The sequence below is a fragment of the Enterobacter sp. JJBC genome (assembly GCF_036936505.1).
In the GTDB taxonomy this organism is placed as follows: domain Bacteria; phylum Pseudomonadota; class Gammaproteobacteria; order Enterobacterales; family Enterobacteriaceae; genus Enterobacter; species Enterobacter hormaechei_C.
Genome location: NZ_CP136935.1, coordinates 2627863 through 2654530 on the forward strand (window position 1 = coordinate 2627863; position 26668 = coordinate 2654530).

General features: G+C 53.2%; 28 protein-coding genes. 15 read left to right on the forward strand and 13 right to left on the reverse strand.

Going from position 1 to position 26668, the window contains the following annotated elements:
- Window positions 1-13: 13 nt before the first annotated feature.
- From RY075_RS12715 to pspA, 8 genes are all read right to left on the reverse strand, one after another.
- Window positions 14-856, reverse strand: coding sequence for a carbohydrate ABC transporter permease (locus RY075_RS12715; RefSeq protein WP_015570402.1), 843 nt, complete (start codon window positions 854-856; stop codon window positions 14-16).
- On the reverse strand, window positions 843-1724 hold the full coding sequence (locus tag RY075_RS12720) for a sugar ABC transporter permease (RefSeq protein WP_003856862.1): 882 nt from the start codon (window positions 1722-1724) through the stop codon (window positions 843-845). The genes RY075_RS12715 and RY075_RS12720 overlap by 14 nt, the downstream gene beginning before the upstream one ends.
- A gap of 21 nt (window positions 1725-1745) precedes the next feature.
- On the reverse strand, window positions 1746-3038 hold the full coding sequence (locus RY075_RS12725; protein ID WP_017693335.1) for an ABC transporter substrate-binding protein: 1293 nt from the start codon (window positions 3036-3038) through the stop codon (window positions 1746-1748).
- Between the two features lie 13 nt (window positions 3039-3051).
- The gene (locus tag RY075_RS12730) at window positions 3052-4749 is read right to left on the reverse strand and encodes a sugar phosphorylase (protein WP_058662618.1); all 1698 of its coding nucleotides are present in this window, start codon (window positions 4747-4749) and stop codon (window positions 3052-3054) included.
- A gap of 195 nt (window positions 4750-4944) precedes the next feature.
- Complete coding sequence (pspD, locus tag RY075_RS12735) at window positions 4945-5169, reverse strand: phage shock protein PspD (RefSeq protein ID WP_003856857.1); 225 nt, start codon at window positions 5167-5169, stop codon at window positions 4945-4947.
- Between the two features lie 12 nt (window positions 5170-5181).
- Window positions 5182-5541 carry an envelope stress response membrane protein PspC gene (gene pspC, locus RY075_RS12740; protein WP_003856855.1) on the reverse strand — a complete coding sequence of 120 codons (360 nt, stop codon included), beginning with the start codon at window positions 5539-5541 and terminating at the stop codon, window positions 5182-5184.
- Window positions 5541-5765, reverse strand: coding sequence for an envelope stress response membrane protein PspB (gene pspB / locus RY075_RS12745; RefSeq protein WP_003856853.1), 225 nt, complete (start codon window positions 5763-5765; stop codon window positions 5541-5543). The genes pspC and pspB overlap by 1 nt, the downstream gene beginning before the upstream one ends.
- 49 nt (window positions 5766-5814) lie before the next feature.
- On the reverse strand, window positions 5815-6483 hold the full coding sequence (pspA, locus tag RY075_RS12750; protein WP_022651342.1) for a phage shock protein PspA: 669 nt from the start codon (window positions 6481-6483) through the stop codon (window positions 5815-5817).
- Window positions 6484-6634: 151 nt separating this feature from the next.
- Between pspA and pspF the strand changes: the two genes are divergently transcribed.
- The 6 genes from pspF to sapF all read left to right on the forward strand — a co-directional run bounded on the left by pspF (window position 6635) and on the right by sapF (window position 12995).
- A complete protein-coding gene (gene pspF, locus RY075_RS12755; protein WP_160863291.1) occupies window positions 6635-7627 on the forward strand; it encodes a phage shock protein operon transcriptional activator in 993 nt (330 codons plus the stop codon).
- An 88-nt stretch (window positions 7628-7715) separates the two neighbouring features.
- Complete coding sequence (gene sapA, locus RY075_RS12760; RefSeq protein WP_003856847.1) at window positions 7716-9356, forward strand: ABC transporter substrate-binding protein SapA; 1641 nt, start codon at window positions 7716-7718, stop codon at window positions 9354-9356.
- A complete protein-coding gene (sapB, locus tag RY075_RS12765; protein WP_003856845.1) occupies window positions 9353-10318 on the forward strand; it encodes a putrescine export ABC transporter permease SapB in 966 nt (321 codons plus the stop codon). Before sapA ends, sapB begins: the two co-directional genes overlap by 4 nt.
- Complete coding sequence (gene sapC / locus RY075_RS12770; RefSeq protein ID WP_003856843.1) at window positions 10305-11195, forward strand: putrescine export ABC transporter permease SapC; 891 nt, start codon at window positions 10305-10307, stop codon at window positions 11193-11195. The genes sapB and sapC overlap by 14 nt, the downstream gene beginning before the upstream one ends.
- Window positions 11195-12187, forward strand: coding sequence for a putrescine export ABC transporter ATP-binding protein SapD (gene sapD, locus RY075_RS12775; protein WP_003856840.1), 993 nt, complete (start codon window positions 11195-11197; stop codon window positions 12185-12187). Before sapC ends, sapD begins: the two co-directional genes overlap by 1 nt.
- A 1-nt stretch (window position 12188) precedes the next feature.
- Complete coding sequence (gene sapF, locus RY075_RS12780; RefSeq protein ID WP_003856838.1) at window positions 12189-12995, forward strand: putrescine export ABC transporter ATP-binding protein SapF; 807 nt, start codon at window positions 12189-12191, stop codon at window positions 12993-12995.
- Here sapF and RY075_RS12785 read toward each other — a convergent pair.
- Window positions 12992-13582: a TetR/AcrR family transcriptional regulator gene (locus tag RY075_RS12785; protein WP_003856836.1), complete on the reverse strand. Its 591-nt coding sequence runs from the start codon at window positions 13580-13582 to the stop codon at window positions 12992-12994. The two genes, sapF and RY075_RS12785, sit on opposite strands and share 4 nt — an antisense overlap.
- Before the next feature lie 132 nt (window positions 13583-13714).
- On the opposite strand from RY075_RS12785, the gene RY075_RS12790 reads away from it, so the two are divergent.
- Both RY075_RS12790 and RY075_RS12795 read left to right on the forward strand, forming a co-directional pair.
- Complete coding sequence (locus RY075_RS12790) at window positions 13715-14116, forward strand: RidA family protein (protein ID WP_003856835.1); 402 nt, start codon at window positions 13715-13717, stop codon at window positions 14114-14116.
- Between the two features lie 47 nt (window positions 14117-14163).
- Entirely contained in the window at window positions 14164-14985 is an 822-nt protein-coding gene (locus RY075_RS12795) for a helix-turn-helix transcriptional regulator (RefSeq protein WP_045894822.1), read from the forward strand.
- Window positions 14986-14993: 8 nt separating this feature from the next.
- Here RY075_RS12795 and RY075_RS12800 read toward each other — a convergent pair whose 3' ends face one another.
- Window positions 14994-16334: a GGDEF domain-containing protein gene (locus RY075_RS12800; protein WP_063158866.1), complete on the reverse strand. Its 1341-nt coding sequence runs from the start codon at window positions 16332-16334 to the stop codon at window positions 14994-14996.
- Between the two features lie 393 nt (window positions 16335-16727).
- Between RY075_RS12800 and fabI the strand changes: the two genes are divergently transcribed.
- From fabI to pdeR, 4 genes are all read left to right on the forward strand, one after another.
- The gene (gene fabI / locus RY075_RS12805) at window positions 16728-17516 is read left to right on the forward strand and encodes an enoyl-ACP reductase FabI (RefSeq protein ID WP_003856831.1); all 789 of its coding nucleotides are present in this window, start codon (window positions 16728-16730) and stop codon (window positions 17514-17516) included.
- Between the two features lie 152 nt (window positions 17517-17668).
- Entirely contained in the window at window positions 17669-18655 is a 987-nt protein-coding gene (locus tag RY075_RS12810) for a CMD domain-containing protein (protein ID WP_302378570.1), read from the forward strand.
- Between the two features lie 88 nt (window positions 18656-18743).
- On the forward strand, window positions 18744-20678 hold the full coding sequence (locus RY075_RS12815) for an exoribonuclease II (protein ID WP_023324795.1): 1935 nt from the start codon (window positions 18744-18746) through the stop codon (window positions 20676-20678).
- 204 nt (window positions 20679-20882) lie between these two features.
- The gene (pdeR, locus tag RY075_RS12820; protein WP_338628650.1) at window positions 20883-22874 is read left to right on the forward strand and encodes a cyclic di-GMP phosphodiesterase; all 1992 of its coding nucleotides are present in this window, start codon (window positions 20883-20885) and stop codon (window positions 22872-22874) included.
- Here pdeR and RY075_RS12825 read toward each other — a convergent pair.
- Window positions 22871-23740 (reverse strand): crotonase/enoyl-CoA hydratase family protein, encoded by an 870-nt coding sequence (locus tag RY075_RS12825; RefSeq protein ID WP_003856826.1) that lies wholly within the window; start codon window positions 23738-23740, stop codon window positions 22871-22873. The two genes, pdeR and RY075_RS12825, sit on opposite strands and share 4 nt — an antisense overlap.
- A gap of 191 nt (window positions 23741-23931) precedes the next feature.
- On the opposite strand from RY075_RS12825, the gene RY075_RS12830 reads away from it, so the two are divergent.
- The 3 genes from RY075_RS12830 to osmB all read left to right on the forward strand — a co-directional run bounded on the left by RY075_RS12830 (window position 23932) and on the right by osmB (window position 25385).
- Window positions 23932-24114: a hypothetical protein gene (locus RY075_RS12830; RefSeq protein ID WP_003856825.1), complete on the forward strand. Its 183-nt coding sequence runs from the start codon at window positions 23932-23934 to the stop codon at window positions 24112-24114.
- A 37-nt stretch (window positions 24115-24151) separates the two neighbouring features.
- Complete coding sequence (locus RY075_RS12835) at window positions 24152-24904, forward strand: DNA-binding transcriptional regulator YciT (RefSeq protein WP_003856824.1); 753 nt, start codon at window positions 24152-24154, stop codon at window positions 24902-24904.
- A 262-nt stretch (window positions 24905-25166) separates the two neighbouring features.
- Entirely contained in the window at window positions 25167-25385 is a 219-nt protein-coding gene (gene osmB / locus RY075_RS12840) for an osmotically-inducible lipoprotein OsmB (protein ID WP_003856823.1), read from the forward strand.
- A gap of 104 nt (window positions 25386-25489) precedes the next feature.
- On the opposite strand, the gene yciH is transcribed toward osmB, so the two are convergent.
- Both yciH and pyrF read right to left on the reverse strand, forming a co-directional pair.
- Window positions 25490-25816, reverse strand: a complete 327-nt coding sequence (gene yciH / locus RY075_RS12845; protein WP_003856822.1) for a stress response translation initiation inhibitor YciH — start codon at window positions 25814-25816, stop codon at window positions 25490-25492.
- Complete coding sequence (gene pyrF, locus RY075_RS12850) at window positions 25816-26553, reverse strand: orotidine-5'-phosphate decarboxylase (protein ID WP_003856820.1); 738 nt, start codon at window positions 26551-26553, stop codon at window positions 25816-25818. The genes yciH and pyrF overlap by 1 nt, the downstream gene beginning before the upstream one ends.
- Window positions 26554-26668: the final 115 nt, after the last annotated feature.

Here is a 26668-nt window from a genome sequence, read left to right on the forward strand (position 1 = left end):
AATATCGGCCGCCTCAGCCCTTCACGCCGCCGGCGGTCAAACCACTTTTAATGAAACGTTCAGACAGGGCATACATAATGACGACCGGAAGTGCCGTTACCAGCGATGCCGCCATCATGCGACCCCAGATGTAATCTGGCGTACTGAAGAGCGTGTTCAGCCCCACCGGCAACGTGAAGTTGCTGGCGCTGGACAGGAAAATGGAGGCGAACAGATAGTCATTCCACGCCACCATGAAGCAGTAGACAAAGACCGACACCAGACCCGAGATCGCCAGCGGGACGGTGATGCGGAAGATGATTTGCAGGCGGTTCAGGCCGTCCATCATCGCGGCTTCTTCGATTTCGTCCGGGATGGTGTCGAAATAGCTGCGCAGCATAAAGACCGCGGTAGGCAACGTCTGCGTCACCATGGTGATGATCAGCGCCAGTTCGGTGTCATAAATGCCGAGCGCGGTGATGATTTTGAACAGCGGCACCACCAGCAGGATCCCGGAGAACATATAGACGGTGTAGAAGCTCGCATTGATCGTCGTACGCCCTTTAAAGCGCAGTTTGGATAACGCATACGCGCCCAGCGTGCCGAGAAACACCGCAATGACCGAGGAGGTCAGCGACACCACCATGCTGTTACGGAAGTAATCCACAAACGGGAAAATCAGCGGGTTAAAGATGTCGATGTAGTGCTGTAGCGTCCACTCCTGCGGCAGAATGGTCGGGTGCAGCGAGATCGCCTCTTTCGCGCTTTTGAATGACGTCATCAACATCACAAAAAACGGAAACAGCGTGATAATCAGAAATAGCGCCAGTCCCAGATAAAAACCGATACGGCCCAGAACGCGTTTATTTGTTGCCATTGAGGTTTACCCTTTTTCTGGTCAGCAGAATGACCGCGAAGATGATCACAAACAGCACAACGGAAATGGCGGCTGCTTTACCCAGGTCATTGAATGCAAAGGCGGTTTTGTAGAGATATACGCCCAGAATGTCGACCTTGGTGGTGAGCAGATACACATCCGCAAACATGTAGAACATCCATATGGTTCGCAGCGTGACCACCGTGGCCAGCACCGGCATGATGGCGGGCAACGTCACGATACGAAAACGCTGCCAGGCATTCGCTCCGTCCATCTCTGCCGCTTCGTACAATGATTTATCAATGGTCTGCAAAATTGCGAGGAACGAGATAAAGGCGTACGGGAAGTAACGCCAGATGGCGAACAGCACAACCAGGACAAAACTACTGCCAGGATTATCGAACCACAGCGGCGCCTGATCGTAGAGATGCAGCAGATCAACGCCCAGGTAGTTCACAATCCCGTAGCCGTTGTTGAACATGTATTTCCAGGCAAATACTAGTGAAATAGACGGCGTCACGTAGGACAGAATCACCAGTGAACGTGCCGTTTTCCGCATGCGGAATTCACGGTTAAAGAAGATCGCTACGGCCAGTCCCAACCCGGTGCTGCCGAGCACGACCAGCGCCGTATACCAGAACGTCATCCACAGGGAGTGCCAGAACGCAGCATCGCCCAGAATGCGAATGTAGTTATCCAGGCCGACGAACACCGCATCAATACGCGGGTTCAGCGGTAAACGTAAAAAACTGATTTCAATGTTGGAAATCATTGGCCAGGCCACCAGGCCCCCCAGCAAAATCAGGCTGGGGGCCAACAGCAGCATGGCGAAAGGCATATCTGAACGACCAGAAAACAACGTCTTCATAATTCCCTTCGCAAAGCGCTCCTATCGTTGTGAGATCAGGTCAGTCAGTTTCTTCTGGCTGTTGCTTAACGTCGCATTGAGATCTTTTTGTCCCACCGTTACGTTATGCACCATGGAACTGATAATGCCGGACCCGGTAACATCTCCCATGCGGGTAAAATTTTTGTCGCCTACGGCGCCAAATACCTGGACGTTCGGGAACTGCGCAATCAGCTCGTAAGGCAGTTGACCAAAGGCTTTGATCACGTCGTTGTTTTTCCAGCTCTCAGTGCCCACCACGAGTTTGTTCACCGGCAGCGCCGCACCAGGGGACATCATCACCCAGTCAGACGCGTTTTGAGCCTGCTCCATCCAGGTCACAAATTTTTCTGCCGCCTGCGTTTCCTCTTCGGTCTGGCCGGTCGTGATAGTCAACGAGGTGATCATGCCGTACACGGCTGATGATTTTTCCGTCGGGACCACGAACCCCAGGTTGGCCGGATTGCCATCTTTGTAGACCGCGGGCAGGATATAGGTGGAGTAAACGGCCATCGGCGCAGAGCCGTTCATGAAGGCGTCTTTGATCTCCATGACATCATTCGAGCCCGGCATGGTGTTTGCGGCCAGTGCCCGATAAAACGCCAGCGCTTTCGACATTTCAGGGGTATCGATTTTCACGTTGCCGTTTGCATCAAAGACGTTGGCTCCGCCTGACAACGCAAACTGCGAGAAAGCCTGCTCGGTCATAACGCTTTCTGCGGTTGGCAGCGCGATACCGTAATGTTTTTTCGCCGGATCGTTGAGCGCCTGACTGGCCTTCAGCAGTTGCTCCCAGTTGTGCGGTTCTTCGATTCCTGCTGCCGCGAGCGCATCTTTGTGATACCAGACGCCGGACAGCCAGGCGCTAACCGGCACCCCCGTCCATGCCTTGCCGTCTTCAGTGCGAACAACGCGTAAAATGCCGTCATAAAAGGTATCTTCACCGACGGCTTTAATCGCGTTGCCGATCGCGTCACGGTCCAGCAGTTGCTCTTTATCCATGACTTTGGCGTAGTCATGGCTGACTTCAATCACTTCCGGCAGCGCGCCGGTACGGGCCAACGTAATGACCTTGGTGTTATAGGCATCTTCCTCAACGGGTACCTGTTTCACCGTAATAGTCGGGTTCTCTTTCTCGAATTTTTCGATCAGTTTCGTAATAACTGCCTGACGCTCCTGTTCTACCGACGAGTGCATAAACTCAATGGTGACCTGAGATGCTTTATCGTCCTTACAGCCTGATAACAGGGCGCACGAAACCAGTGCTGATAACAGCACAATTTTGGGCATTTTCATTTTAGGGTCCTTTTTAGTTTTCTTTAATCCACATTACCTGCCATGGATTGAGGTTCAGTTCCGTACCGCTAATATCGTGTCCTGATAGTAATTCCCTACCAAAGAGCGTTTGTCCATAAATGGTCTGCATTTTATTGCTAAAATTAAATAATGCTGTCATTCGCTCGCCATTTTCAGCAACACGAACAATTTTAAGAATATGTTCGCCGATTGCGTCAAAAATAGCCTGGCTATCCGGATGGAACGCACTCTCGCCGCGACGAATAGCAATAAACTCACTCAAACGAGAATAAATTTGATAACGTATACTCTTCTTATTATTGAGTTCCAGATCAACCTGACCTGCGGTGTATTTCTTCCTGTTTATTGCGCGGTTATATCCAAGACGTTCGACACCTTCATAATCGTTACGCGAACCGAGAATGCTTTGAATATATACAGCCGGTACGCCAGGAAAACTTAACAACACAGCATGCGCCAGGATGAACCGTGCAATGCGCTCATCATCTGAGCTGTCTCGCAAACTCAACGCATCAAGATAGGTGACATTAATTTCATAGGGGCTTCGCGTACCGTCAGGATTATTTTTCCAGTTGACCAGCGCGCCTTCCTGCTGAAGCTTTTCAACCAGCGAGAGGATCTCTGATTCCGGAAGGATGCCGCGTAACGGGTTCAAACCGATACCATCATGCGAGGCCAGGAAATTAAACCAGGTGGTATGAGTTGAAGGCAGCGCCAGTGACCCCGCCCACTGGCATAGGGCTTTAACATCCTGACGATGAACAGCATGCAGCACCAGCGGAGGTAAGGAAAACTGATAGACCATCTGGGCTTCATTTTCACCATCACCGAAGTAAGAGACATTGTCTTTGTGGGGAACATTTGTCTCAGTGATGATCACCGTTCCAGGCGCCACAGCGTCCGTAATGGCGCGGAACAGCTGGATAAGGCAATGGGTTTGTTCCAGATGGATACAGGTGGTTCCCGGGATCTTCCACATAAACCCGACCGCATCCAGACGGATATAACGCGCCCCTTCCATGAGGTAATGGAGCAGAACGTCAACCATGGCAATCAGCACCTGCGGTGAGGCGAAATTGAGATCGATCTGGTCATCGCTGAATGTGGTCCACAGATGACGAACGCTGCCATCATGAAGCGTGAACGGCGTCAGCAGCGGTAATGCGCGTGGACGCGTCACCGCGGATAAATCGGTTTCGGGGTCGACAGAAATAAAGAAATCTTCGTAGCCCGGCTTCTGCGCAAGATAATTAGCAAACCATTCGCTTTTCGCTGACATATGATTGCAAACGAAGTCAAACATTAAGCTGGCTGACTGTTTTAATTCCGCGACATCTCGCCAGGTTCCTGTTTCAGGAGCAACCTCGTGATAATCAATAACGGAAAACCCATCATCCGAAGACCACGGATAAAAAGGTAACAGATGGACATGGGAAAACGTACGAGAAAGCCATTCATTATAGAACCGGGTAAATACCGGCAACGCTTGCTCCCCTTTTGTGGAGAACTGATCGGCATAGGTAATCAGCACAACGTCTTTTTCATCCCAGCCTGACTTACGCTTTTCCGTAATATTAGCCGCCGCCTTTTCAAGCTTAGTTAATAACACGTTAAGGTGTGCATCTGAAAATGATTCACCGTAGATATGATTGATAAGTTTTTTAATTTTTGCGTTCACATTATTTTCCATGGTAGCGGTCCCACGGAGTGGCAATCTACTCCCATGAAAAATATCTGTCAACGGACCCGGGGGCAGAAAGCAGCATTCTCAGCGCAGCGCAACGCATTATTGTGAGCTGCCGCAAAGAAAGCAGAAAAGCAGAAGAAACGCAGAAAGGAAAGTCATGCCCCTTCTCTGGGGGAGAAAGGGCTTATGCGGGAGGAACTAGCGTGACAGGTAGCGCCGGGAAACGCGTTTTGCCAGTTTCTGTAACAGCGGCTCCAGAGCGACCGCCAGCATCATTCTGACCGGCTTGCGGGCAACAGACTTGATCGCCCAACCCGCCACACCGGCCGGGCCATAACGTAACGCCGTCATCAGAACCAGTTTACCTGCGATTTTCAGGCCGGGTTTTACCTTCTGACCGGCCTGTTGCCAGTTTTGTTTCATGTAAGTTCTCTCTTAAAGCTGACGAAAACGACTTCTCAGCGTAAAGGTATCGGAGGTGACATAACGTTCCATCTCGCGCAATCGCTTCTCCCCTGCGCTCAGCTGTTCATCCACCGCGTTAAGGAGATCGCTGCTGGTTGGCGTGTTCTCAGCATTCAGCTCACCTTCCGGCATAGGATCGAGTACAAACGACAGAATGATGTAGGCCACCAGCGTAATAAAGGCCAGGCCGAAGAAAATCGACAATACCGTGACCACACGCACCAGTTTTACCGGGACATCCAGATAGTGCGCCAGCCCGGCGCAAACGCCCCGAACCATGCCCTGCTGTGGGATCCGCCACAGTTTTTTATTCAGATTCAGTCCAGCCATTACCGTTCCCTCCAGTTTGGGTGTTCCGCGTCCAGGATCGCTTCCAGCGCCTGAATACGTTCGCGCATTTTATTTGCCTCGGCAGAGAGCTGCGCCAGCCGCTGTTGTTCACTCTGCGACAGCTCACCGCGTGAAGAGCGGTTGCTGTAGTGCAGCCATAACCATATGGGCAGAACAAACAGCACGAAAATGGTCAGGGGTATAGCCAGAAAAAGCGCGCTCATGTGTACTCCTTGTCTAACGATGCGGCACGCTCAGGTGCCGCAGGAATTATTATTGGTTGTCTTGTTTCATTTTGGCTTTCAGCGCAGCCAGTTGCTCGCTAATTTCATCATCGGCCTTCAGGTCAGCAAACTGCTGATCCAGGGTTTTCTGCTTACCGATGCTGTGGCTTTCGGCTTCCGCTTCCATGTGGTCGATACGACGTTCAAACGATTCGAAACGCGCCATTGCTTCATCCAGTTTGCCGCTGTCCAGCTGGCGACGCACGTCGCGGGACGAGCTTGCAGCCTGGTGGCGCAGCGCCAGCGCCTGTTGACGTGCACGGGTTTCGCTGAGTTTGTTTTCAAGCTCACCAATCTCTTTCTTCATACGCGTCAGAGTATCATCCACCAGCGTCACTTCATGTTCCAGCGTGGCAACCATGTCGGTCAGCTTCTGCTTCTCAATCAGCGCAGCGCGGGCCAGATCTTCTTTATCTTTACGCAGCGCCAGTTCCGCTTTTTCCTGCCACTCGTTAAGCTGGGCAGTCGCCTGCTCGATACGACGTGTTAACTGCTTTTTCTCTGCCAGCGCGCGGGCGGAGGTGGAGCGTACTTCAACCAGCGTGTCTTCCATCTCCTGAATCATCAGGCGCACCAGCTTCTGCGGATCTTCCGCTTTCTCCAGCAGCGAGTTGATGTTGGCGTTCACGATGTCGGCAAAACGAGAAAAAATACCCATAATTCAATCCTCATAGTTCTGTTATCGGGCGATGCCCTGCTGAACAGATAATACAAATCCCATGCCAACTTTTTATCTTATTGATTTTACTCAATGTGATTGATATTTATCCATCCAGCGGCTATTCTCACCTGGTGAATATCACTAAGGAGTGGTTAATTTCATCATGGCTGAATATAAAGATAATTTGCTTGGCGAAGCCAACAGCTTCCTGGAAGTGCTTGAACAGGTTTCGCGCCTCGCGCCGCTGAATAAACCGGTGCTGATTATCGGTGAGCGCGGAACGGGTAAAGAACTTATCGCTAACCGCCTGCACTTTCTGTCTGGCCGCTGGGACGGCCCTTTTATTTCCCTTAACTGCGCGGCGTTGAATGAAAATCTGCTCGACACCGAGCTGTTTGGTCATGAAGCTGGCGCCTTTACCGGCGCACAAAAACGCCATCCCGGACGCTTTGAGCGCGCCGATGGCGGAACGCTCTTTCTCGACGAGCTGGCGACCGCGCCGATGCTGGTGCAGGAAAAGCTGCTGCGCGTCATTGAGTATGGCGAACTGGAACGCGTTGGCGGCAGTCAGCCGCTCCAGGTTAACGTTCGCCTGGTGTGCGCTACTAACGCCGACCTGCCCGCGATGGTGGCAGAAGACAAATTCCGCGCCGACCTGCTGGACAGGCTGGCTTTCGATGTCGTTCAGCTGCCGCCGCTGCGGGAGCGGCGCAGCGATATCATGCTGCTGGCCGATCAGTTTGCCATTCAGATGTGTCGGGAACTGGGCCTGCCGCTCTTTCCGGGCTTTAGCGAACAGGCCACTGAGACCCTGCTCGGTTACCACTGGCCGGGCAATATTCGTGAACTGAAAAACGTGGTGGAACGGTCCGTTTACCGGCATGGCAGCAGCGAAACCGAACTGGACAACATTATTCTCGATCCGTTTCGTCGCGAGGATAAACAGCCCCCGGTTCCGGCGACGCGCCAGCAGGATCCGGCGTTGCCGCTCGATTTACGCCAGTTCCAGCATCAGCAGGAACAAAACTTGCTCGAGCAGAGCCTGAAAGAGGCGAAATATAATCAGAAACGGGCGGCTGAACTGCTGGGCCTGACCTACCATCAGTTAAGGGCATTGCTCAAAAAACATCAAATGCGCTGACATTATCAGCACTTACCCCCAGACATTTTTACGAAGCAGGCGTAAGTGCGATACACTTTGCAGATCGAATCTAAAAACCTTAAAAACTATGCGCCTGGTTTTATCGTCCCTGTTTGCACTCGGTCTGTTCAGCAATCTGGCCTTTGCTGCGCCCGATCGCGCTGTGCCCCCTGATATCCGAGAGAGTGGTTTCGTCTATTGCGTCAGCGGGCAAGTTGATACCTTTAACCCACAAAAAGCGGGGAGCGGCCTGATTGTTGATACGCTGGCCGCACAGCTCTACGATCGCCTGCTCGACGTCGATCCTTATACCTATCGGCTGGTTCCGGAGCTTGCTGAAAGTTGGGAAGTGCTTGATAACGGTGCTACATACCGCTTTCGTCTACGCGATGATGTCGCCTTTCAGCACACCCCGTGGTTTACGCCAACCCGTAAACTCAACGCGGATGACGTGGTTTTCACCTTCCAGCGCATATTCAACCGAAATCATCCGTGGCATAACGTTAATGGCGGGAACTTCCCCTATTTCGACAGTCTGCAATTCGCGGACTCGGTCAAAAGCGTTCGTAAGCTGGATAACCGCACGGTTGAGTTTCGCCTGACTCGCCCGGACGCCTCCTTCCTCTGGCATCTGGCGACGCACTACGCCTCGGTCATGTCAGCCGAATACGCAGATCAGCTGACGAAAAAGGATCGTCAGGAACGTCTCGATCGTGAGCCTGTGGGCACAGGTCCGTTCCAGTTAGCAGAGTACCGCGCCGGACAATACATTCGCCTGCAACGCCACGATCGTTTCTGGCGCGGCAAACCGCTGATGCCGCAGGTCATTGTCGATCTGGGTTCAGGTGGAACAGGCCGACTCTCCAAACTGCTGACCGGCGAGTGCGACGTGCTTGCCTGGCCTGCGGCCAGCCAGTTGACCATTTTGCGCGACGACCCACGCCTGCGCCTGACACTGCGCCCGGGAATGAACATCGCTTATCTGGCGTTTAACACCGATAAGCCGCCGCTGAATAATCCGGCCGTGCGCCATGCGCTGGCGTTAGCAATCAACAATCAGCGTCTGATGCAGTCGATTTACTACGGGACCGCGGAAACCGCCGCCTCTATTCTTCCGCGCGCCTCCTGGGCCTATGACGGCGAGGCGAAGATTACCGAATATAATCCGGCGAAAGCGCGCGAACAGCTTAAAGCGCTGGGGGCAGAAAACCTGACGCTACAGCTGTGGGTGCCCACCAGCTCTCAGGCGTGGAACCCCAGTCCGCTTAAAACGGCTGAGCTGTTGCAGGCTGATATGGCGCAGGTGGGCGTTAAGGTGATCATCGTGCCTGTCGAAGGCCGTTTCCAGGAGGCGCGTCTGATGGACATGAATCACGACTTAACGCTGGCTGGCTGGTCCACCGACAGTAACGACCCGGACAGCTTCTTCCGTCCTCTGCTGAGCTGTGCGGCAATCAACTCCCAGACCAACTACGCCCACTGGTGTAACCGGGAATTTGATGCCGTGCTGCAAAAAGCGTTGGCGTCTCAACAGCTTGCCTCACGCATTGAGGCCTATGATGAAGCGCAAAATATTCTGGCCAGAGAACTTCCCGTGTTGCCGCTTGCCTCTTCCCTGCGCCTCCAGGCCTACCGTTACGATATTAAAGGGCTGGTACTCAGCCCGTTTGGTAACGCCTCCTTCGCGGGCGTCACCCGTGAGAAAGAACAAGAGGTGAAGAAACCATGATTATATTTACCTTGCGTCGGCTGCTGTTACTGCTGGTCACCCTGTTCTTCCTGACCTTTGTCGGCTTTAGCCTGAGCTACTTTACGCCGCACGCCCCGCTTCAGGGCTCATCCCTCTGGGACGCCTGGCTGTTCTGGTTTAATGGCCTGCTACACTGGGATTTTGGCGTGTCCAGCATTAACGGACAGCTCATCTCCGAGCAGCTGAAAGTGGTTTTCCCGGCCACCATGGAGCTGTGTGTACTCGCCTTTGGCTTTGCCCTCATGGTGGGGATCCCGGTGGGGATGCTGGCGGGCATTTATCGTAATAAGTGGCAGGATAAATTCATCAGCGCGCTTGCCTTAATTGGCTTTTCCATCCCTGTTTTCTGGCTGGCGCTGCTGCTTACCCTCTTCTTCTCACTGACGTTAGGCTGGCTGCCGGTATCTGGCCGTTTTGATCTGCTGTATAACGTGCAAACGGTGAGCGGCTTCGCCATCGTTGACGCCTGGCTTTCTGATTCAGTCTGGCGCGACGAAATGATCGTGAGCGCGCTGCGCCACATGGTGCTGCCGGTGCTCACGCTGGCCGTCGCGCCGACGACCGAAGTAATTCGCCTGATGCGTATCAGCACTATCGACGTCTTCGATCAAAACTATGTGAAGGCCGCCGCCACGCGCGGACTGTCTCGCCTGACGATTCTCCGTCGCCATGTGCTGCACAATGCGCTGCCACCCGTAATCCCACGTCTTGGGCTGCAATTTTCAACCATGCTGACGCTGGCGATGATCACCGAGATGGTTTTCAGCTGGCCGGGCCTTGGACGCTGGATGATCAACGCCATTCGCCAGCAGGATTACGCGGCGATCTCTGCCGGCGTGATGGTGATTGGCTCCCTGGTCATTATTGTTAACGTTGTTTCCGATATTTTGGGTGCCATGGCCAACCCATTGAAGCATAAGGAATGGTATGCCTTACGATAACGTCTACAGCGAAAAGCGCACGCCCGGTGCGCTACGTACCGTGTGGCGTAATTTTTACGGCGACACCACGGCGATGATCGGCTTTTACGGCTGCATTGGCCTCGTGTTGCTGTGCGTTTTGGGTTCGTGGTTTGCACCGTATGGCATCGATCAGCAGTTCCTTGGTTATCAGCTTTTACCGCCGTCGTGGTCGCGTTACGGGGAGGTTTCGTTCTTCCTGGGGACTGACGATCTCGGACGCGACGTGCTAAGTCGTTTACTGAGCGGCGCCGCACCTACGGTAGGCGGCGCGTTCGTGGTCACCCTGGCTGCCGCGATCTGCGGCCTGGCGCTGGGCATTTTTGCCGGCTCAACCCACGGGCTGCGGTCGGCCGTGCTTAACCATATTCTTGATACCCTGCTCTCTATTCCTTCGCTACTGCTGGCGATTATCGTCGTGGCCTTCGCGGGGCCGCACCTCACCCATGCGATGTTCGCCGTCTGGCTGGCCATTCTGCCGCGCATGGTGCGTTCGGTTTACAGCCTGGTTCACGACGAGCTGGAAAAAGAGTATGTCGTCGCCGCCCGTCTGGATGGCGCCACCACGTTTAATATTTTGTGGTTTGCCGTGCTGCCTAACATTGCCGCCGGGCTGGTGACGGAGATCACCCGCGCCCTTTCGATGGCGATTCTGGATATCGCAGCGCTGGGCTTCCTGGACCTTGGCGCGCAGCTTCCCTCCCCGGAATGGGGCGCCATGCTCGGCGATGCGCTGGAGCTGATTTACGTTGCGCCGTGGACGGTCATGCTGCCGGGCGCGGCCATCATGGTGAGCGTGCTGCTCGTTAACCTGCTGGGCGACGGGATCCGCCGCGCAATCAATGCGGGGGTGCAATAATGCCGTTACTCGATATCCGCAACCTCACAATAGAAATTAAAACGGGCGAAGGCTGGGTCAAGGCCGTGGATCGCATCAGTATTACGCTCGCAGAGGGCGAAATCCGCGGGCTGGTGGGCGAATCGGGTTCGGGGAAAAGTCTGATCGCCAAGGCCATTTGCGGCGTGGCGAAAGACAACTGGCGGGTGACCGCCGATCGTATGCGCTTCGACGACATCGATCTGTTGCGTCTCTCCCCGCGCGAACGCCGCAAACTGGTGGGCCATAACGTCTCGATGATTTTCCAGGAGCCGCAATCCTGTCTCGATCCGTCCGAGCGCGTCGGGAAACAGCTGATGCAGAACATCCCCGGCTGGACCTATAAAGGCCGCTGGTGGCAGCGTTTCGGCTGGCGTAAACGTCGTGCCATTGAGCTGTTGCACCGTGTCGGGATCAAAGACCATAAAGACGCGATGCGCAGTTTCCCCTACGAACTGACCGACGGTGAATGCCAGAAAGTGATGATTGCCATCGCCCTGGCGAATCAGCCGCGTCTGCTGATTGCGGACGAACCAACGAACGCGATGGAGCCAACCACCCAGGCCCAGATTTTCCGCCTGCTCACGCGTCTGAACCAGAATAACAACACCACCATTTTGCTGATCAGTCACGACCTGCAAATGCTGAGCAAGTGGGCGGATAAAATTGATGTAATGTATTGCGGCCAGACGGTAGAAACCGCGCCAAGTGAAGACCTGGTGACGACGCCACATCATCCCTACACGCAGGCGCTGATCAGGGCGATCCCGGACTTTGGCAGCGCGATGCCGCACAAAAGCCGTCTGAATACGCTGCCTGGCGCGATACCGCTGCTGGAATCGCTGCCCATTGGCTGCCGTCTGGGACCACGTTGCCCGTATGCTCAGCGTAAATGCATTGAAACACCGCGCCTGACAGGGCCGAAAAACCATCTGTTTGCCTGTCATTTCCCGCTGAACATGGAGAGAGAGTGAAATGGTCGAAACCTTACTGGAAGTACGTAACCTGAGTAAGACCTTTCGCTATCGCACCGGCCTGTTTCACCGTCAGACCGTCGAGGCGGTTAAACCGCTGAGCTTTACGCTGCGCGAAAAGCAGACGCTGGCGATTATCGGTGAAAACGGCTCGGGCAAATCGACCCTGGCAAAAATGCTCGCGGGCATGGTCGAGCCAAGCGGCGGTGAAATACTGATTGACGATCATCCTCTGGAATTTGGGGACTATTCTTTTCGCAGTCAGCGCATCCGGATGATTTTTCAGGATCCGTCGACGTCCCTGAACCCGCGCCAGCGTATTTCCCAGATCCTGGATTTCCCGCTGCGGTTGAATACCGACCTGGAGCCGGAAGCGCGTCGCAAACGGATTGTCGAAACCCTGCGTCTGGTAGGCCTCCTGCCCGACCATGTCAGCTATTACCCGCACATGCTGGCCCCGGGCCAAAAACAGCGTCTCGGTCTGGCCCGCGCGCTGATCCTGCGCCCGAAAGTTATTATCGCCGACGAAGCGCTGGCGTCGCTGGATATGTCGATGCGTTCGCAGCTCATTAACCTGATGCTGGAGTTACAGGAAAAGCAGGGGATCTCGTATATTTACGTGACTCAGCACCTGGGCATGATGAAACACATCAGCGACCAGGTGCTGGTGATGCACCAGGGAGAAGTGGTCGAGCGCGGCAGTACCGCTGACGTACTGGCCTCCCCGCTCCATGACCTGACAAAACGCCTGATTGCCGGACACTTTGGTGAAGCATTGACGGCGGACGCGTGGCGTAAAGATCGTTAGCCGTTGCGTAACCCGCTTGCCAGCAGAGTAAACACCTCTATGGCATGCGGAAGGGTCTTCTGCGGTTCATCACTCGCGGCAATCAGCAGAGCCGCATTCAGCGCAGCGCCGTTCAGCAGATGGGCTGCGACTCTGGCATCCATCTTTTTGATTACGTTGCACTCCATCATTTTTTCGATGGTCTGACGGGTCGACTCAAGGCAGTTGTTCTGGCTGGGCCATTGCGCCGGGTCACCCAGAACAGCCGGGCCGTCAAGAAGGACGATACGCTGAACTTCCGGAACGAGCGCCATTTTGATATAGGCGATGCCCTCCGCCAGCAGTCGCTCCCAGTCATCATCGGCGGCGGCGGCAATCGCTTTCGCGTTTGCTGCCATTTCGCTGTCTATCTGCGCGACCACCGCCGCCAGTAATCCCTTCTTGTCGTTGAAATTATGATATAGCGCGCCGCGTGTTAACCCCACGCTTGCCGTGAGTTCATCCATTGACGCTGCGGCATAGCCTTTTTCAGCAAATGCCTTCCGCGCCGCCTGAATCATTTTCTCGCGATTTTCCTGGGCCGTTTCAGCACGACGTTTTGTAGCCATGGGACTTCCTTCATTAAGCGGTAATTATAATTTGACATACGCGGCGTATGTGGATTACATTTTTGACATACATCGCGTATGTTACTTCTACTGCGTAAGCACAACAATACCTCTGACAGAAAAGGAAAAGCCATGCATCCACGTGACCCCGTCTTTCCGGCTAATCGACATGCCCTCTATGAAGAGCATGGCTATTCAGCAGCAATCCGCTCTGGCGATCTGTTATTTGTTTCCGGTCAGGTTGGCAGCCGCAGCGATGGCACACCTGAACCCGACTTCCCCGCTCAGGTGCAGCTGGCGTTCGATAATTTACGGGCGACTCTGGCAGCCGCAGGGTGTACTTTTGACGATCTGATTGATGTCACGACATTTCATACCGATCCTGAAAACCAGTTCCCCGCCATCATGGAGGCAAAAAAACTGGCGTTTCCGCACCCCCCTTACCCAAACTGGACAGCAATAGGCGTTAACTGGCTTGCGGGTTTTGATTTCGAAATTAAGGTTATCGCCAGGATCCCTACGCCCGCGAATTAACATCTGGCAGCAAACTGATTTACCGTTAAGCTATCACTGACGCACAAATGAAAGACAGCATCAGCAACTATATTCTCTCCTGGGTAGAAGAAAATAACTTTACTATTTTACACATTGGTGATTTGGTTGCAGATATTGGATACAGCAGAAGAACCATCGAAACATGGTTTAAAGAGAAGTATCGGCTCTCTTTAGGTGAATATATTCTCCGACGGAGGTTAAGCCGTGCCGCCATTATGCTGAGAATGACGTCGATTCCGGTGACGGATATTGCGTATTTATTCCATTACCAGAGCAGTCAAGGATTTTCCAGAGCCTTTAAAAAAATGATGGGGCTGACACCCTCTGAGTACAGATGTGCCAGAGGGTGGAATTTTGACATCTTACAGCCCTCTTTTTTATTAAGCGAACATGAAACGCCTGAGCTCGAGGTCTGCTATCTGGATGAAACGTTTATCTATACGCATGAAATTATCGAACACGATCATCTTTTTGATACCTCAGTGCATGATATTACTAAAAAAATCAAAAAGCTCCTGACAGAAAACCGCCATGATATCGATAAAATTATTCTGATGCCCCGCCGCCCCGAGTTAGGCAAAAGCCGATCGTATCTGGTCGAGGTATTAATATCGTACGCGTTACAAAGCGACACGGTGACAAATAAAAAATCCTGCATTGTGCGTGGGAGATACGCAAGAATGCCCTTTAGCGGTAGCTGGGAAATCTACAGCGCGTTTAACAAGATTGCCTTCGTTAAGGCGATGGTAAATCAACGCCTGACGTTGCGCGACGGTATTTACCTGATGAAAATTAATGGGTACAGCGACGAGTCTGTCGATTTTGATGTTTTCATCCCCATCCTGTAACCTCAGCTTCATTCAGCCTGTCTGGTAACAATTCTGTTTTTACCGTTGTGCTTAGCCTCATACAACGCCTCGTCCACGTCACGCATAATATCATTGCCGTTGACGTTATTCTGAATGGCTGAGCACACGCCGATACTTAATGTGACCTTTACAGGGAGAGCATAATGATAGCCCGGCCCGGTGCGCTGTTGAACGTTCTGGCGAATACGCTCCGCGACGGCCATAGCCTGCTTACCGTCGGTATCCGGCAGCAGCAGACCAAATTCCTCGCCTCCCAGTCGGGCAAAGATGTCGTTATCGCGAATGCTGTCTTTGATAATATCCACGACCGCCAGAATCACGCGATCCCCCACAAGATGCCCCCAGTTATCGTTAATCGACTTAAAGTTGTCGATGTCCAGCATCATAATGCTGGTCCCCTTTTCTGTCCTGAGCGAGCGGACCCGCGGAAGTGCCTCATAAAAATATTTACGGTTGTAGATCTGAGTAAGCGGATCGCGATCAACCCGATCGCCGAAAATTTTCAACAGGTTAAAGACATGGAATATTAAGGTACAAATCACAAATAATTTGCTGAGGACCTCTACTGCCCGGCTGATATACCAGAGCGACAGATTGTAAGTATCAAGCAGTAAGAGGAAAAAATTGTAAACGATGGCGGAAAGGCAAACCACAATAATACTGTTCCAGATCCCGGACGCCAGGCGTGTCACAGAGATCATATAACAAAGTAAAGCCGACCAGAGCAGGATCAGAACGTTTACGTACCTGATATCCCAGACAGGATAATGATGTTCATCTTCGTATGCTGCAATCGTTAATGTCCAGGCCGGATGGTAGCTGCTGAGATAATGGGCCAGCATCGGAAACATAACCAGTGTCATCATTAATGCTAACGTCATGCTGATCTTATTTCGGAATCTGAGCGTGGATCCTCTCGTGATTTTTTCCACACGGACCGCCAGCGCCAGTAATACGATAAAGCTCAGCTGCCGAAAAAAATAGAATACCGCCGTATCGTTGGTTTTTGCCGCCTGGGTAAAACCAGCATGCTCCGGAAGCTGAATGACAATGATCGTCTCAATGAAATAAACCAGCCCACTAAGAAATGCCAGGCTCAGAATGAATAAGGAAAAACGCGATCGGTCGGAGGCATACAGCATCTGGATAAAAATAAAGATAATGGTATCCAGAAAGAACAGCGCAATCATGACGATCAAATAGGTGGTCATAGGCACCCTGAAACCAGGATTATCATTCACGCAAAAGGAGTTCACCGCGATCATAAGCGCAAAAAGCGCCGCACCTGACAGCATGATCAGTTTTTCGGCCAACGTTATATTTTTCATCTTCCTTCTTACCGCACACAGATAAAGACTCAAAATGGCATAGCCGTTATCGACCCTCGCGCAATTTTAAAGCGTTTAAAGGGCTAAACGGATCATTTTGCGCAAAAGGCGCTGGACACATCAGCATGAGGGCGGCGTCACGGTGCCCGCTGGTTGGATGAGGCGAACCCCGCGTGCGGTGATATACTGCTGGGATACACACGAAACGGCCTGATGAAGAGTCAGTTCAACCTCTTCCGTGAGCCCATTCACGGCGCAGGAGCGAGAAATATCGTGACACATGGGGCTGTGAGTGGGCTATAATTTCGAGCTAATTTCGAATGATTTTGAAATACTGCCTGTAACGCTATGAATTACAAGGCAAAATAAGCAATGAATATAAGGATTAAAGCTATGGGTTTTCTTTCCGGTAAGCGCATTCTGGTGACTGGCGTTGCCAGCAAACTGTCCATCGCATACGGCATCGCACAGGCAATGCATCGCGAAGGCGCTGAGCTGGCGTTCACCTACCAGAACGACAAGCTGAAAGGCCGTGTTGAAGAATTTGCCGCGCAGCTGGGTTCCAGCATTGTTCTGGAATGTGACGTTGCACAAGACGAAAGCATTGATGGCATGTTTGCTGAACTGGCAAAAGCATGGCCGAAATTCGACGGTTTTGTTCACTCCATCGGCTTCGCTCCTGGCGACCAGCTGGACGGCGACTATGTGAACGCGGTTACCCGTGATGGCTTCAAAATCGCCCACGACATCAGCTCCTACAGCTTCGTTGCAATGGCAAAATCCTGCCGCGCGATGCTGAACCCGGGCGCAGCCCTGCTGACCCTGTCCTACCTCGGCGCAGAACGTGCTATCCCTAACTACAACGTTATGGGTCTGGCGAAAGCGTCTCTGGAAGCCAACGTGCGCTACATGGCGAACGCAATGGGTCCTGAAGGCGTGCGTGTTAACGCTATTTCTGCGGGTCCAATCCGTACCCTGGCCGCTTCCGGTATCAAAGATTTCCGTAAAATGCTGGCACACTGCGAAGCGGTTACCCCGATTCGTCGTACCGTTACCATCGAAGATGTGGGTAACTCTGCGGCATTCCTGTGCTCTGACCTTTCCGCAGGTATCTCCGGCGAAGTGGTTCACGTTGACGGCGGCTTCAACATCGCTGCAATGAACGAGCTGGAAATCAAATAAGCTTGTCACTCTCTTCCCGCCAGGGAAGAGAGTTTCTCACCGCCCCGCTCCTCGTTATTCCGTTCTGCTATTTGTTATCACCTAACAATATTTTTCCCCTCATCCGCCTTACGCCAGGATATTGATCGCCATTTTGAGATCAAGGAACGCCCATGGAACAACGCCGTTTTTCCGGCAAAGGCCACTGGTATCATGAAACCCAGTCGAATCATTCGCAGACGGACGTTCTGCCGCTGGTGCCCGAAGCCGCTAACGTCGACGACCGTTTTTTGCTCGATTTAGCCCTGCCCGATGACATTCTCGCAAGCTGTGCTGGTTGGCTTGCGCCTGCCCGAACCCTGTGTCATCTTTTGTTCCCGCTTGATACTCCCGTGAGCCGTCTGCATACGCTCAGCGCCTACGACAGGCTGAGCACGGCATTAACGGTTGCCCAGGCGTGTGGTGTTCAGCGGCTCTGTAACCACTACGCTGCCCTGCTCGCCCCTCTTCCGGGGCCGGACTCCTCCCGGGAAAGCAATCGACGCCTTGCAGAAATTACCCAGTATGCCCGCCAGTTAGCAAGCTCACCCGATGTGATCGATGACAAAGCCCAAAACCAGCTTGATGAGGTTGGACTCACAACGTATGACATTGTGCTTATCAACCAGATCATCGGCTTTGTCGGTTTTCAGGCGCGAGTGGTCGCGGTATTTCAGGCATTGCTTGGCCATCCGGTACGCTGGTTGCCCGGGCACCACATTCAGCCCCATACGCTGCCGGTTAGCTTCAGCAGATGGACCGCCACGCTACCTGCGGTAGAGCTAAAATATGCCAGTGCGCTTCAGCTTGAGGCGCTCTCACGCTGGCAGGCGGAACCGGCGCTTGAAGCGCTCTCCCCTGTGCTGTGTCATGAGCCGATGCTGCTTAATCTGACGGGCGAAATTCTGCTTAACCATCCGCTAAGTGAAGGCCCCGCGTCTTCGATGATCTCAGCCGCTCGTGCGCTGCTCGTCGCCTCTCCGGATCGCTTTAGCGCCGCCCAGTTAACGCCCCTGACCGGGTCAGGTCTCTCGCCAGAGAAGGCCATCAATCTGCTAACCCGAGATGCATTTTATGGCTGGCTGGACCGTCTGCGCGTGGCGCTCGGCAAAGAGGAATAACCATACTCTTTACCTAAAGAGCGCTTGCTGTAGCAGTGAGATTCGCGTAAAACTGTCAGCCGCTCAATGGCTACGAAAATAGAACATTATGTTTCAGGACAACCCGCTGCTAGCGCAGCTTAAACAGCAACTGCATTCCCAGACGCCGCGTGCAGAAGGGGTCGTAAAAGCCACGGAAAAGGGCTTTGGCTTTCTTGAAGTTGATGGGCAGAAGAGCTACTTCATTCCGCCTCCTCAGATGAAGAAAGTGATGCATGGCGACCGTATTTCGGCCGTTATTCATACCGAAAAGGAACGAGAGTCTGCCGAGCCGGAAGCACTGATCGAACCTTTCCTGACCCGCTTTGTCGGGAAAGTGCATAAAAAAGACGATCGTCTTTCCGTCGTGCCGGACCATCCTCTCCTGAAAGATGCTATTCCGTGCCGCGCCGCGCGTGGCGTTGAGCATGATTTTGTTGAGGGTGACTGGGCGGTTGCTGAGATGCGCCGTCATCCTTTAAAAGGCGATCGCGGTTTCTACGCCGAGCTTACCCAATACATTACCTTCGGCGACGACCATTTCGTCCCATGGTGGGTGACGCTGGCGCGCCACAATCTCGAAAAAGAAGCGCCTGATGGCGTGGCGACTGAAATGCAGGACGAAGGTCTGGAACGTCGCGATCTGACGGCGCTGGACTTTGTCACCATTGACAGCGCCAGCACCGAGGATATGGACGATGCGCTGTATGCCGAAGAGACAGTCGATGGCAAACTGCATCTGACCGTCGCCATCGCCGACCCTACCGCATGGATTGTCGAAGGCAGCAGGCTGGACGAGATGGCCAAAGTGCGCTCGTTCACCAACTACCTGCCGGGCTTTAACATTCCGATGTTGCCGCGTGAACTTTCCGACGATCTTTGTTCGCTGCGTGCGCATGAAGTACGTCCGGTGCTGGCATGTCGGATGACCATTGCGGCTGACGGTACCATTGAAGAAGATATTGAATTCTTCGCCGCCACCATCGAATCCAAAGCCAAGCTGGCCTATGACGACGTGTCCGACTGGCTGGAGAACACGGGCAACTGGAAACCCGAGTCGGACAACATTGCCGCACAAATTCGTCTGTTGCACCGCGTCTGCCTGAGCCGCAGCGAATGGCGTCAAACTCACGCGCTGGTCTTCAAAGATCGTCCGGACTACCGTTTTGTGCTGGGTGAAAAAGGTGAAGTGCTGAATATCGTCGCTGAGCCGCGCCGTATTGCCAACCGCATCGTTGAAGAAGCGATGATTTCCGCCAACATTTGTGCTGCACGCGTGCTGCGCGACAAATTAGGCTTTGGCATTTACAACGTGCACACCGGGTTTGATCCGGCGAACACCGAAGCGCTGGCTGCCCTGCTGAAAACCCATGACGTACACGTCGATCCTGAGGAAGTGCTGACCCTGCAAGGTTTCTGCAAACTGCGCCGCGAGCTGGACGCACAGCCGTCAGGGTTCCTCGACAGCCGTATTCGCCGCTTCCAGTCCTTTGCGGAAATCAGCACCGAGCCTGGCCCGCACTTCGGCCTTGGCCTTGAGGCTTATGCGACCTGGACCTCCCCGATCCGTAAGTACGGCGACATGGTTAACCATCGTCTGCTGAAAGCGATCATCAAAGGGGAATCTGTTGCCCGCCCACAGGATGGTACGACATTGCAGATGGCAGAACGTCGCCGTCTCAACCGTATGGCGGAGCGTGATGTCGGCGACTGGTTGTACGCGCGCTTCCTGAATGATAAGGCAGGGACTGATACCCGTTTCCCGGCTGAAATCATTGACATCAGCCGCGGCGGTATGCGCGTTCGCCTGGTGGATAATGGCGCCGTTGCCTTTATTCCTGCCCCGTTCCTGCATGCCGTCCGCGACGAACTGGTTTGTAGCCAGGAAAACGGGACCGTGCAAATTAAAGGCGAAACGGTTTACAAGGTCACTGACGTGATTGATGTCACCATCGCTGAAGTGCGCATGGAAACCCGCAGTATTATCGCGCGCCCTGTCGCCTGATAACCGCGTAAACTTCCGGCCGTTCCGTTAAGGGATGGCCGGGAGTTCTCTCCTGAATTATCTCCCGCAAAATCATCGTTTTTTCTCACACTTTTCTGTTTCCCATCGCCACATTTCTCCAGAATTATCTACAGTAAAAGAGAGCCGTCATTGTCGACTGCAAATGAATAATTTGTGCGCTACTCAGCAGCCGCTGGAGAAAACGTGATGGACGATCTGGAGCAGAATTTGCTGTTTCGTTACATGGGTACGCATAGCCCCTGGTGGCGACTGACAGCAGACAGCAATGCTCTGCATCTTGCTGCCAGTGAAAGCGCTGACATCATTCAGGTGGTTGCGCTGGATGATGAACAGGCCGCGCTGATCCGCCAGCTCACCGTAATCACCTCCAGCATTGCCATGACCCTGCCTTTGTACGGTGTGGACGTTCCCGTTCATCTTGTCGGCCGTAAAATTAACAAAAATGAGTGGGCAGGAACGGCATCAGCCTGGAACGATACCCCTTCCGTTGCGCGCGACCTGGCGCAGGGGCTCTCCTTCGCCGAACAGGTAGTTTCCGAGGCTAACTCCGTGATTGTGATCCTCGACCAGAACGGGAATATTCAGCGCTTCAACCGTTTAAGTGAAGAATATACGGGCCTGAAGGAACAGGAAGTTATCGGGCAAAACGTGTTCAAACTGTTTATGAGCCGCAGCGAAGCCGCGGCCTCCAAACGCAACATCACCGGTTTTTTTCGTAACGGCAGCTCGTACGAAGTTGAACGCTGGATCAAGACCCGCAAGGGGCAGCGCCTGTTTCTCTTCAGAAATAAATTTGTTCACAGCGGCAGCGGAAAAAATGAAATTTTCCTCATCTGTTCAGGTACCGACATAACCGAGGAGCGTCGGGCCCAGGAGCGCCTGCGCGTTCTCGCCAATACGGATACGATTACCGGTTTGCCTAACCGAAATGCCATCCATGAGCTGATCTCTGATGCCATCATCGCTCGGGGTGACACGCAGGTTGGCGTAGTTTATCTCGATCTGGATAATTTTAAAAAAGTGAACGATGCCTATGGGCATATGTTTGGCGACCAGCTGCTACAGGCCGTTGCGCTGGCGATCCTGAGCTGCCTGGACGAAGGACAAACCCTGGCGCGCCTGGGTGGGGATGAGTTTATCGTGATGGCCACCGATACCTCGCAGGGCGCGCTGGAAGCGATGGCGTCGCGAATACTGACCCGACTGCGTCAACCTTTCCGCATCGGGCTGATTGAGGTTTACACCGGCTGCTCGCTGGGCATCGCGCTTGCGCCCCAGCACGGTAACGATCGCGAAAGCGTCATTCGCAATGCCGACACCGCCATGTACACCGCCAAAGAAAATGGCCGGGGCAAATTCTGCGTCTTCTCGCCAGAGATGAACCAGCGCGTATTTGAATACCTGTGGCTGGATACCAACCTGCGTAAAGCGCTGGATAACGATCAGCTGTTAATCCACTACCAGCCCAAAATGACCTGGCGCGGCGAAGTCAGAAGTCTGGAGGCGCTGGTGCGCTGGCAGTCGCCAGAGCGTGGCCTGATCCCGCCGATGGAGTTTATCTCCTATGCCGAGGAATCAGGGCTGATTGTGCCTCTGGGCCGCTGGGTTATGCTTGATGTGGTGCGCCAGGTAGCAAAATGGCGCGACAAGGGGATCAACATGCGCGTCGCGGTCAACGTCTCCGCCCGTCAGCTGGCGGACCAGACCATCTTCAGTGACCTGAAGCAGGCGCTGAAAGACCTGAATTTTGAATACTGCCCGATTGACGTGGAATTAACCGAAAGCTGTCTCATTGAAAATGAAGAACTGGCCCTGTCAGTGATCCAGCAATTTAGCCGCCTGGGAGCGCAAATTCATCTGGATGACTTTGGTACGGGGTACTCTTCCCTGTCGCAACTGGCGCGCTTCCCTATCGATGCCATTAAGCTTGACCAGTCTTTCGTGCGGGATATCCATAAGCAGTCCATTTCACAGTCGCTGGTGCGTGCGATAGTCGCCGTGGCCCAGGCGTTAAATTTGCAGGTCATTGCTGAAGGGGTGGAAAGTGCAAAAGAAGACGCCTTTCTGACGAAGAATGGCGTCAACGAACGGCAGGGTTATCTTTTTGCTAAGCCCATGCCCGCTGCCGCATTCGAGCGATGGCTAAAACGTTATCAGGCCAGGAATGTCCGTTAGCTGGCTTTGCGTAAGCCCGTCGCCTGATGGCGATTTTGCAGCATAACCAGCCGCTCCATGTAGGCGATGTCCTTCGGTTCAAGGCAGAAGGCGGCATCAACCCAATCCTCAGTAATGTCCATCAACTCGCTTCGCGGAAGTGGCAGCACGCGCGTACGTGCACGCAGCATGGCCCTTACGCCGTTCAGCTTCGGCTGTAGCGTGTCGATAAACGTCCGCACCGAAACATAGCTCTGTAACGGCTCAAATAAGAGATCCACAAGACCATGCTGCTCATACCATTCCGCCGTATGCGTCTCACCTTTGTAGATCAGCGCCTCCGCCATTTTCATGCCGGCACGACGCGCCACCAGTGAATAGCCGCCCATGCCCGGGAACAGATTGAACGCGATTTCCGGAAAGCCTAATCGGGCATCGCGCTGGGCCAGAATGAAATGATGCGCCAGCGCGGCTTCAAACCCGCCCCCTAAAGCGCTTCCTTCCACCATAGCCAGCGTGACAGCGCCGGTATCAAACCCTCGCGAGGCGGCATGAACGCAGTCCACACAGGCCCGGGCATAGGCGCGTAACGCTTCGCGTCGGTTGTTTTTGATGCACTCAACGAAGAACTGTAAATCACCGCCGGTATTGTAGATGTCGGGGACCAGCGATCCGGTGACCCAAAAATCAACGACAAATCCGGACTGTCGAACCAGCCAGGAGAGATTCATGATCTCCTCGATCAGCGCATGGTTGAAGCAAGGCCGTGGCGTGGCGCGTAACATCATCCACACCGTACGCCGTTCGGCCTCATAATAAGCCGCCAGTTGAGTGAATCGTTCAGCATCAGTAAACAATGTGCAGGTTGTCTGGTTGATAACTGTCATAGTCGAATTCCTCTTATAAAAAAGCGCGTTGCGCGCAGTTTTAGACTAATCCACCCCTACAACCCGCAGCAGACGGGGGTTAAATTTATCACTTTCATTTATGGGCTTTGGTTATTGCATTTTTTACCTTCTCTTTTGAATCAATTTTCTGCATCATTGATAATATTAACTTTTCGCTTCAGGGTGAGCTTATGTCTAACATTGATGCAACAGCCGTGGCGCAGCGTATTGATACTGTGCTGGATATTCTTGTCGCAGGCGATTATCACTCTGCTATCCGTAATCTTGAGATCCTCAAGTCTGAACTGCTGGCTGAGAACGGCGCTGATAACGCTCCAGAATCCACTCAACCTAAAGCCCCGTGGGAAGTGTAACCACGTCGTTTCCGACCTTGCCTTTTAAATGGATGCTATGAACTCCCGACAACAAATCATTTTGCAGATGGTGATCGATCAGGGACGCGTAAGCGTGGTCGATCTCGCTAAAGCCACCGGCGTTTCTGAAGTCACCATTCGTCAGGATCTGAATCTTCTGGAAAAACAGAGCTACCTGCGGCGTGCGCACGGATATGCCGTTCCACTGGACAGCGACGACGTTGAAACCCGCATGATGAACAATTATGCGCTCAAGCGGGAGCTGGCGGAGTTTGCTGCATCCCTGGTGAATAACGGTGAGACCGTCTTTATTGAAAATGGCAGCAGTAACGCCCTTCTGGCGCGCACGCTTGCCGATCAAAAAGACGTTACCATCATCACCGTAAGCAGCTATATTGCCCATCTGTTGAAGGAAACTCGCTGCGAGGTGATTCTGCTGGGCGGCATTTACCAGAAGAAAAGCGAAAGCATGGTGGGGCCATTAACGCGCCAATATGTTCAGCAGGTTCACTTCAGTAAGGCATTCATAGGTATTGATGGCTGGCAGCCCGACACCGGCTTTACCGGCCGCGACATGATGCGTTCAGACGTGGTTAACGCCGTACTCGCCAAAGAGTGTGAAGCGATTGTGCTGACCGACAGCTCTAAGTTTGGCGCCGTACACCCTTATACGATGGGGCCGGCCTCGCGCTTCAGCCGTGTAATCACGGATGAGCGTTTGCGTGATGAATATCGCCAGCAATTAGAACAAGACGGTCTGACTGTCGATATTGTAAAAAAAACGGCCTGATTATCCTGCTGCGCCCGAATAATGGGCGCACTTAAACCTTTCTCTGAGAGTATTCCGACCCTTCCTTTAAGAGTTTTTACCTGTTGAAACCGTTCTAAACACGTAAAATTAGTATTAGCGATATAACAGGAAGTGACTATCACCTGCGTGATGATGAAACGCCTGCGCGACCAGCTTTCACGGGAACAGAATTTAAGTATGGATATTGTCTATACTTAAAGTGCATTCCTTTCCGTGAATCGATAATTCAGGAGAAAGTATTATGACCTTTACCAGCAAAAAATTAGCCGCCGCTGTTCTGGCAATCACTGTAGCAATGTCCCTGAGCGCTTGCTCTAACTGGTCTAAACGTGACCGTAACACCGCGATTGGTGCCGGTGCTGGTGCGCTTGGTGGTGCAGTATTAACGGATGGTAGTACGCTGGGTACATTAGGTGGTGCTGCCGTAGGTGGTATTATCGGTCACCAGGTGGGCAAATAATCACCATAACGGCTCTCACCGGCATAATAATATATTAAGTATTTTCAGGTCTGACTTACGCACGTAAAAAAAAGAGCCACGGCAATGTCCGTGGCTCATTTATTTTAGCCGCCCGCCAGTTTGACTTTCATTCCTTTGGCTTCCAGCAGCGTTTTAATTAAATCTCGTTTATCGCCCTGAATCTCAATAATGCCGTCTTTTACTGCCCCACCGCATCCGCACTTCTTTTTAAGCTCAGCGGCGAGCTTTACCAGGTCTGCATCATCCAGGTCAATGCCGGTGACAAGGCAAACGCCTTTCCCTTTTCTGCCGCTGGTCTGGCGCTGAATTCGCACGATACCATCGCCTTTTGGACGTTCAGCTTTCTCTTTTGGCTCTTCAATGCGCCCGGTATCCGTTGAATAGACCAGACGACTGTTGGCGTCACGCATTATGCCCCCTTTTTCAGTGATGCATTAATCGCTTTCAGGGTCTCTGCCGGATGAGCGGATTGCGTCACCGGGCGACCAATCACCATATAGTCTACACCCGCGCTCAGCGCCTGCTCTGGCGTCATGATACGTCGCTGATCCCCTGACTCGCTGCCTGCTGGACGAATACCTGGCGTCACCAGTTTAAAATCGCGGCCTAACTCAGATTTGAAGCGAACCGCCTCCTGAGCCGAACAGACCACGCCATCGAGACCACACTGTTGCGTGAGGCGCGCCAGACGCTCTGCATGTTCGGCAGGTGACAACGTCACACCCAGGTCGCGCAGGTCGGATTCATCCATACTGGTCAGCACGGTGACGGCGATCAGAAGCGGAGCGTCATTACCAAACGGCACCAGCGCTTCGCGCGCAGCCGTCATCATGCGTGCCCCGCCCGATGCATGTACGTTAACCATCCACACGCCGAGTTCAGCTGCCGCAGCAACGGCGTGCGCAGTGGTATTTGGAATGTCGTGGAATTTCAGGTCGAGGAAAACGTCGAAACCACGTTGATGCAGATCGCGGACGATTTGTGGGCCGAACAGCGTAAACATCTCTTTGCCTACTTTCAGACGGCAATCGCGGGGATCAATGCCATCAACAAAGGCCAGTGCGGCGTCACGGTTATTGTAATCCAGAGCAACAACTACGGGAGAATCGGTAACTACGCGGGAAGTGGAGGATGTAACAGACGTCATGACCAGCCCTTTTCGTCTATGGGCGCGCAGCGGCGCGGAACAGATAAACGGCGTGCATTCTACCTGCCCTCGGGGTAAATGAACAGAATCGAATGCTTTTCCTGCTGAACCCCAG

Coding starts and splice junctions, on each gene's coding strand:
- RY075_RS12715 (WP_015570402.1), bottom strand. CDS start 856: ATGGCAACAAATAAACGCGTTCTGGGCCGTATCGGTTTTTATCTGGGA.
- RY075_RS12720 (WP_003856862.1), bottom strand. CDS start 1,724: ATGAAGACGTTGTTTTCTGGTCGTTCAGATATGCCTTTCGCCATGCTG.
- RY075_RS12725 (WP_017693335.1), bottom strand. CDS start 3,038: ATGAAAATGCCCAAAATTGTGCTGTTATCAGCACTGGTTTCGTGCGCC.
- RY075_RS12730 (WP_058662618.1), bottom strand. CDS start 4,749: ATGGAAAATAATGTGAACGCAAAAATTAAAAAACTTATCAATCATATC.
- pspD (WP_003856857.1), bottom strand. CDS start 5,169: ATGAAACAAAACTGGCAACAGGCCGGTCAGAAGGTAAAACCCGGCCTG.
- pspC (WP_003856855.1), bottom strand. CDS start 5,541: ATGGCTGGACTGAATCTGAATAAAAAACTGTGGCGGATCCCACAGCAG.
- pspB (WP_003856853.1), bottom strand. CDS start 5,765: ATGAGCGCGCTTTTTCTGGCTATACCCCTGACCATTTTCGTGCTGTTT.
- pspA (WP_022651342.1), bottom strand. CDS start 6,483: ATGGGTATTTTTTCTCGTTTTGCCGACATCGTGAACGCCAACATCAAC.
- sapA (WP_003856847.1), top strand. CDS start 7,716: ATGCGCCTGGTTTTATCGTCCCTGTTTGCACTCGGTCTGTTCAGCAAT.
- sapB (WP_003856845.1), top strand. CDS start 9,353: ATGATTATATTTACCTTGCGTCGGCTGCTGTTACTGCTGGTCACCCTG.
- sapC (WP_003856843.1), top strand. CDS start 10,305: ATGCCTTACGATAACGTCTACAGCGAAAAGCGCACGCCCGGTGCGCTA.
- sapD (WP_003856840.1), top strand. CDS start 11,195: ATGCCGTTACTCGATATCCGCAACCTCACAATAGAAATTAAAACGGGC.
- sapF (WP_003856838.1), top strand. CDS start 12,189: ATGGTCGAAACCTTACTGGAAGTACGTAACCTGAGTAAGACCTTTCGC.
- RY075_RS12785 (WP_003856836.1), bottom strand. CDS start 13,582: ATGGCTACAAAACGTCGTGCTGAAACGGCCCAGGAAAATCGCGAGAAA.
- RY075_RS12790 (WP_003856835.1), top strand. CDS start 13,715: ATGCATCCACGTGACCCCGTCTTTCCGGCTAATCGACATGCCCTCTAT.
- RY075_RS12795 (WP_045894822.1), top strand. CDS start 14,164: ATGAAAGACAGCATCAGCAACTATATTCTCTCCTGGGTAGAAGAAAAT.
- RY075_RS12800 (WP_063158866.1), bottom strand. CDS start 16,334: ATGAAAAATATAACGTTGGCCGAAAAACTGATCATGCTGTCAGGTGCG.
- fabI (WP_003856831.1), top strand. CDS start 16,728: ATGGGTTTTCTTTCCGGTAAGCGCATTCTGGTGACTGGCGTTGCCAGC.
- RY075_RS12810 (WP_302378570.1), top strand. CDS start 17,669: ATGGAACAACGCCGTTTTTCCGGCAAAGGCCACTGGTATCATGAAACC.
- RY075_RS12815 (WP_023324795.1), top strand. CDS start 18,744: ATGTTTCAGGACAACCCGCTGCTAGCGCAGCTTAAACAGCAACTGCAT.
- RY075_RS12825 (WP_003856826.1), bottom strand. CDS start 23,740: ATGACAGTTATCAACCAGACAACCTGCACATTGTTTACTGATGCTGAA.
- RY075_RS12830 (WP_003856825.1), top strand. CDS start 23,932: ATGTCTAACATTGATGCAACAGCCGTGGCGCAGCGTATTGATACTGTG.
- RY075_RS12835 (WP_003856824.1), top strand. CDS start 24,152: ATGAACTCCCGACAACAAATCATTTTGCAGATGGTGATCGATCAGGGA.
- osmB (WP_003856823.1), top strand. CDS start 25,167: ATGACCTTTACCAGCAAAAAATTAGCCGCCGCTGTTCTGGCAATCACT.
- yciH (WP_003856822.1), bottom strand. CDS start 25,816: ATGCGTGACGCCAACAGTCGTCTGGTCTATTCAACGGATACCGGGCGC.
- pyrF (WP_003856820.1), bottom strand. CDS start 26,553: ATGACGTCTGTTACATCCTCCACTTCCCGCGTAGTTACCGATTCTCCC.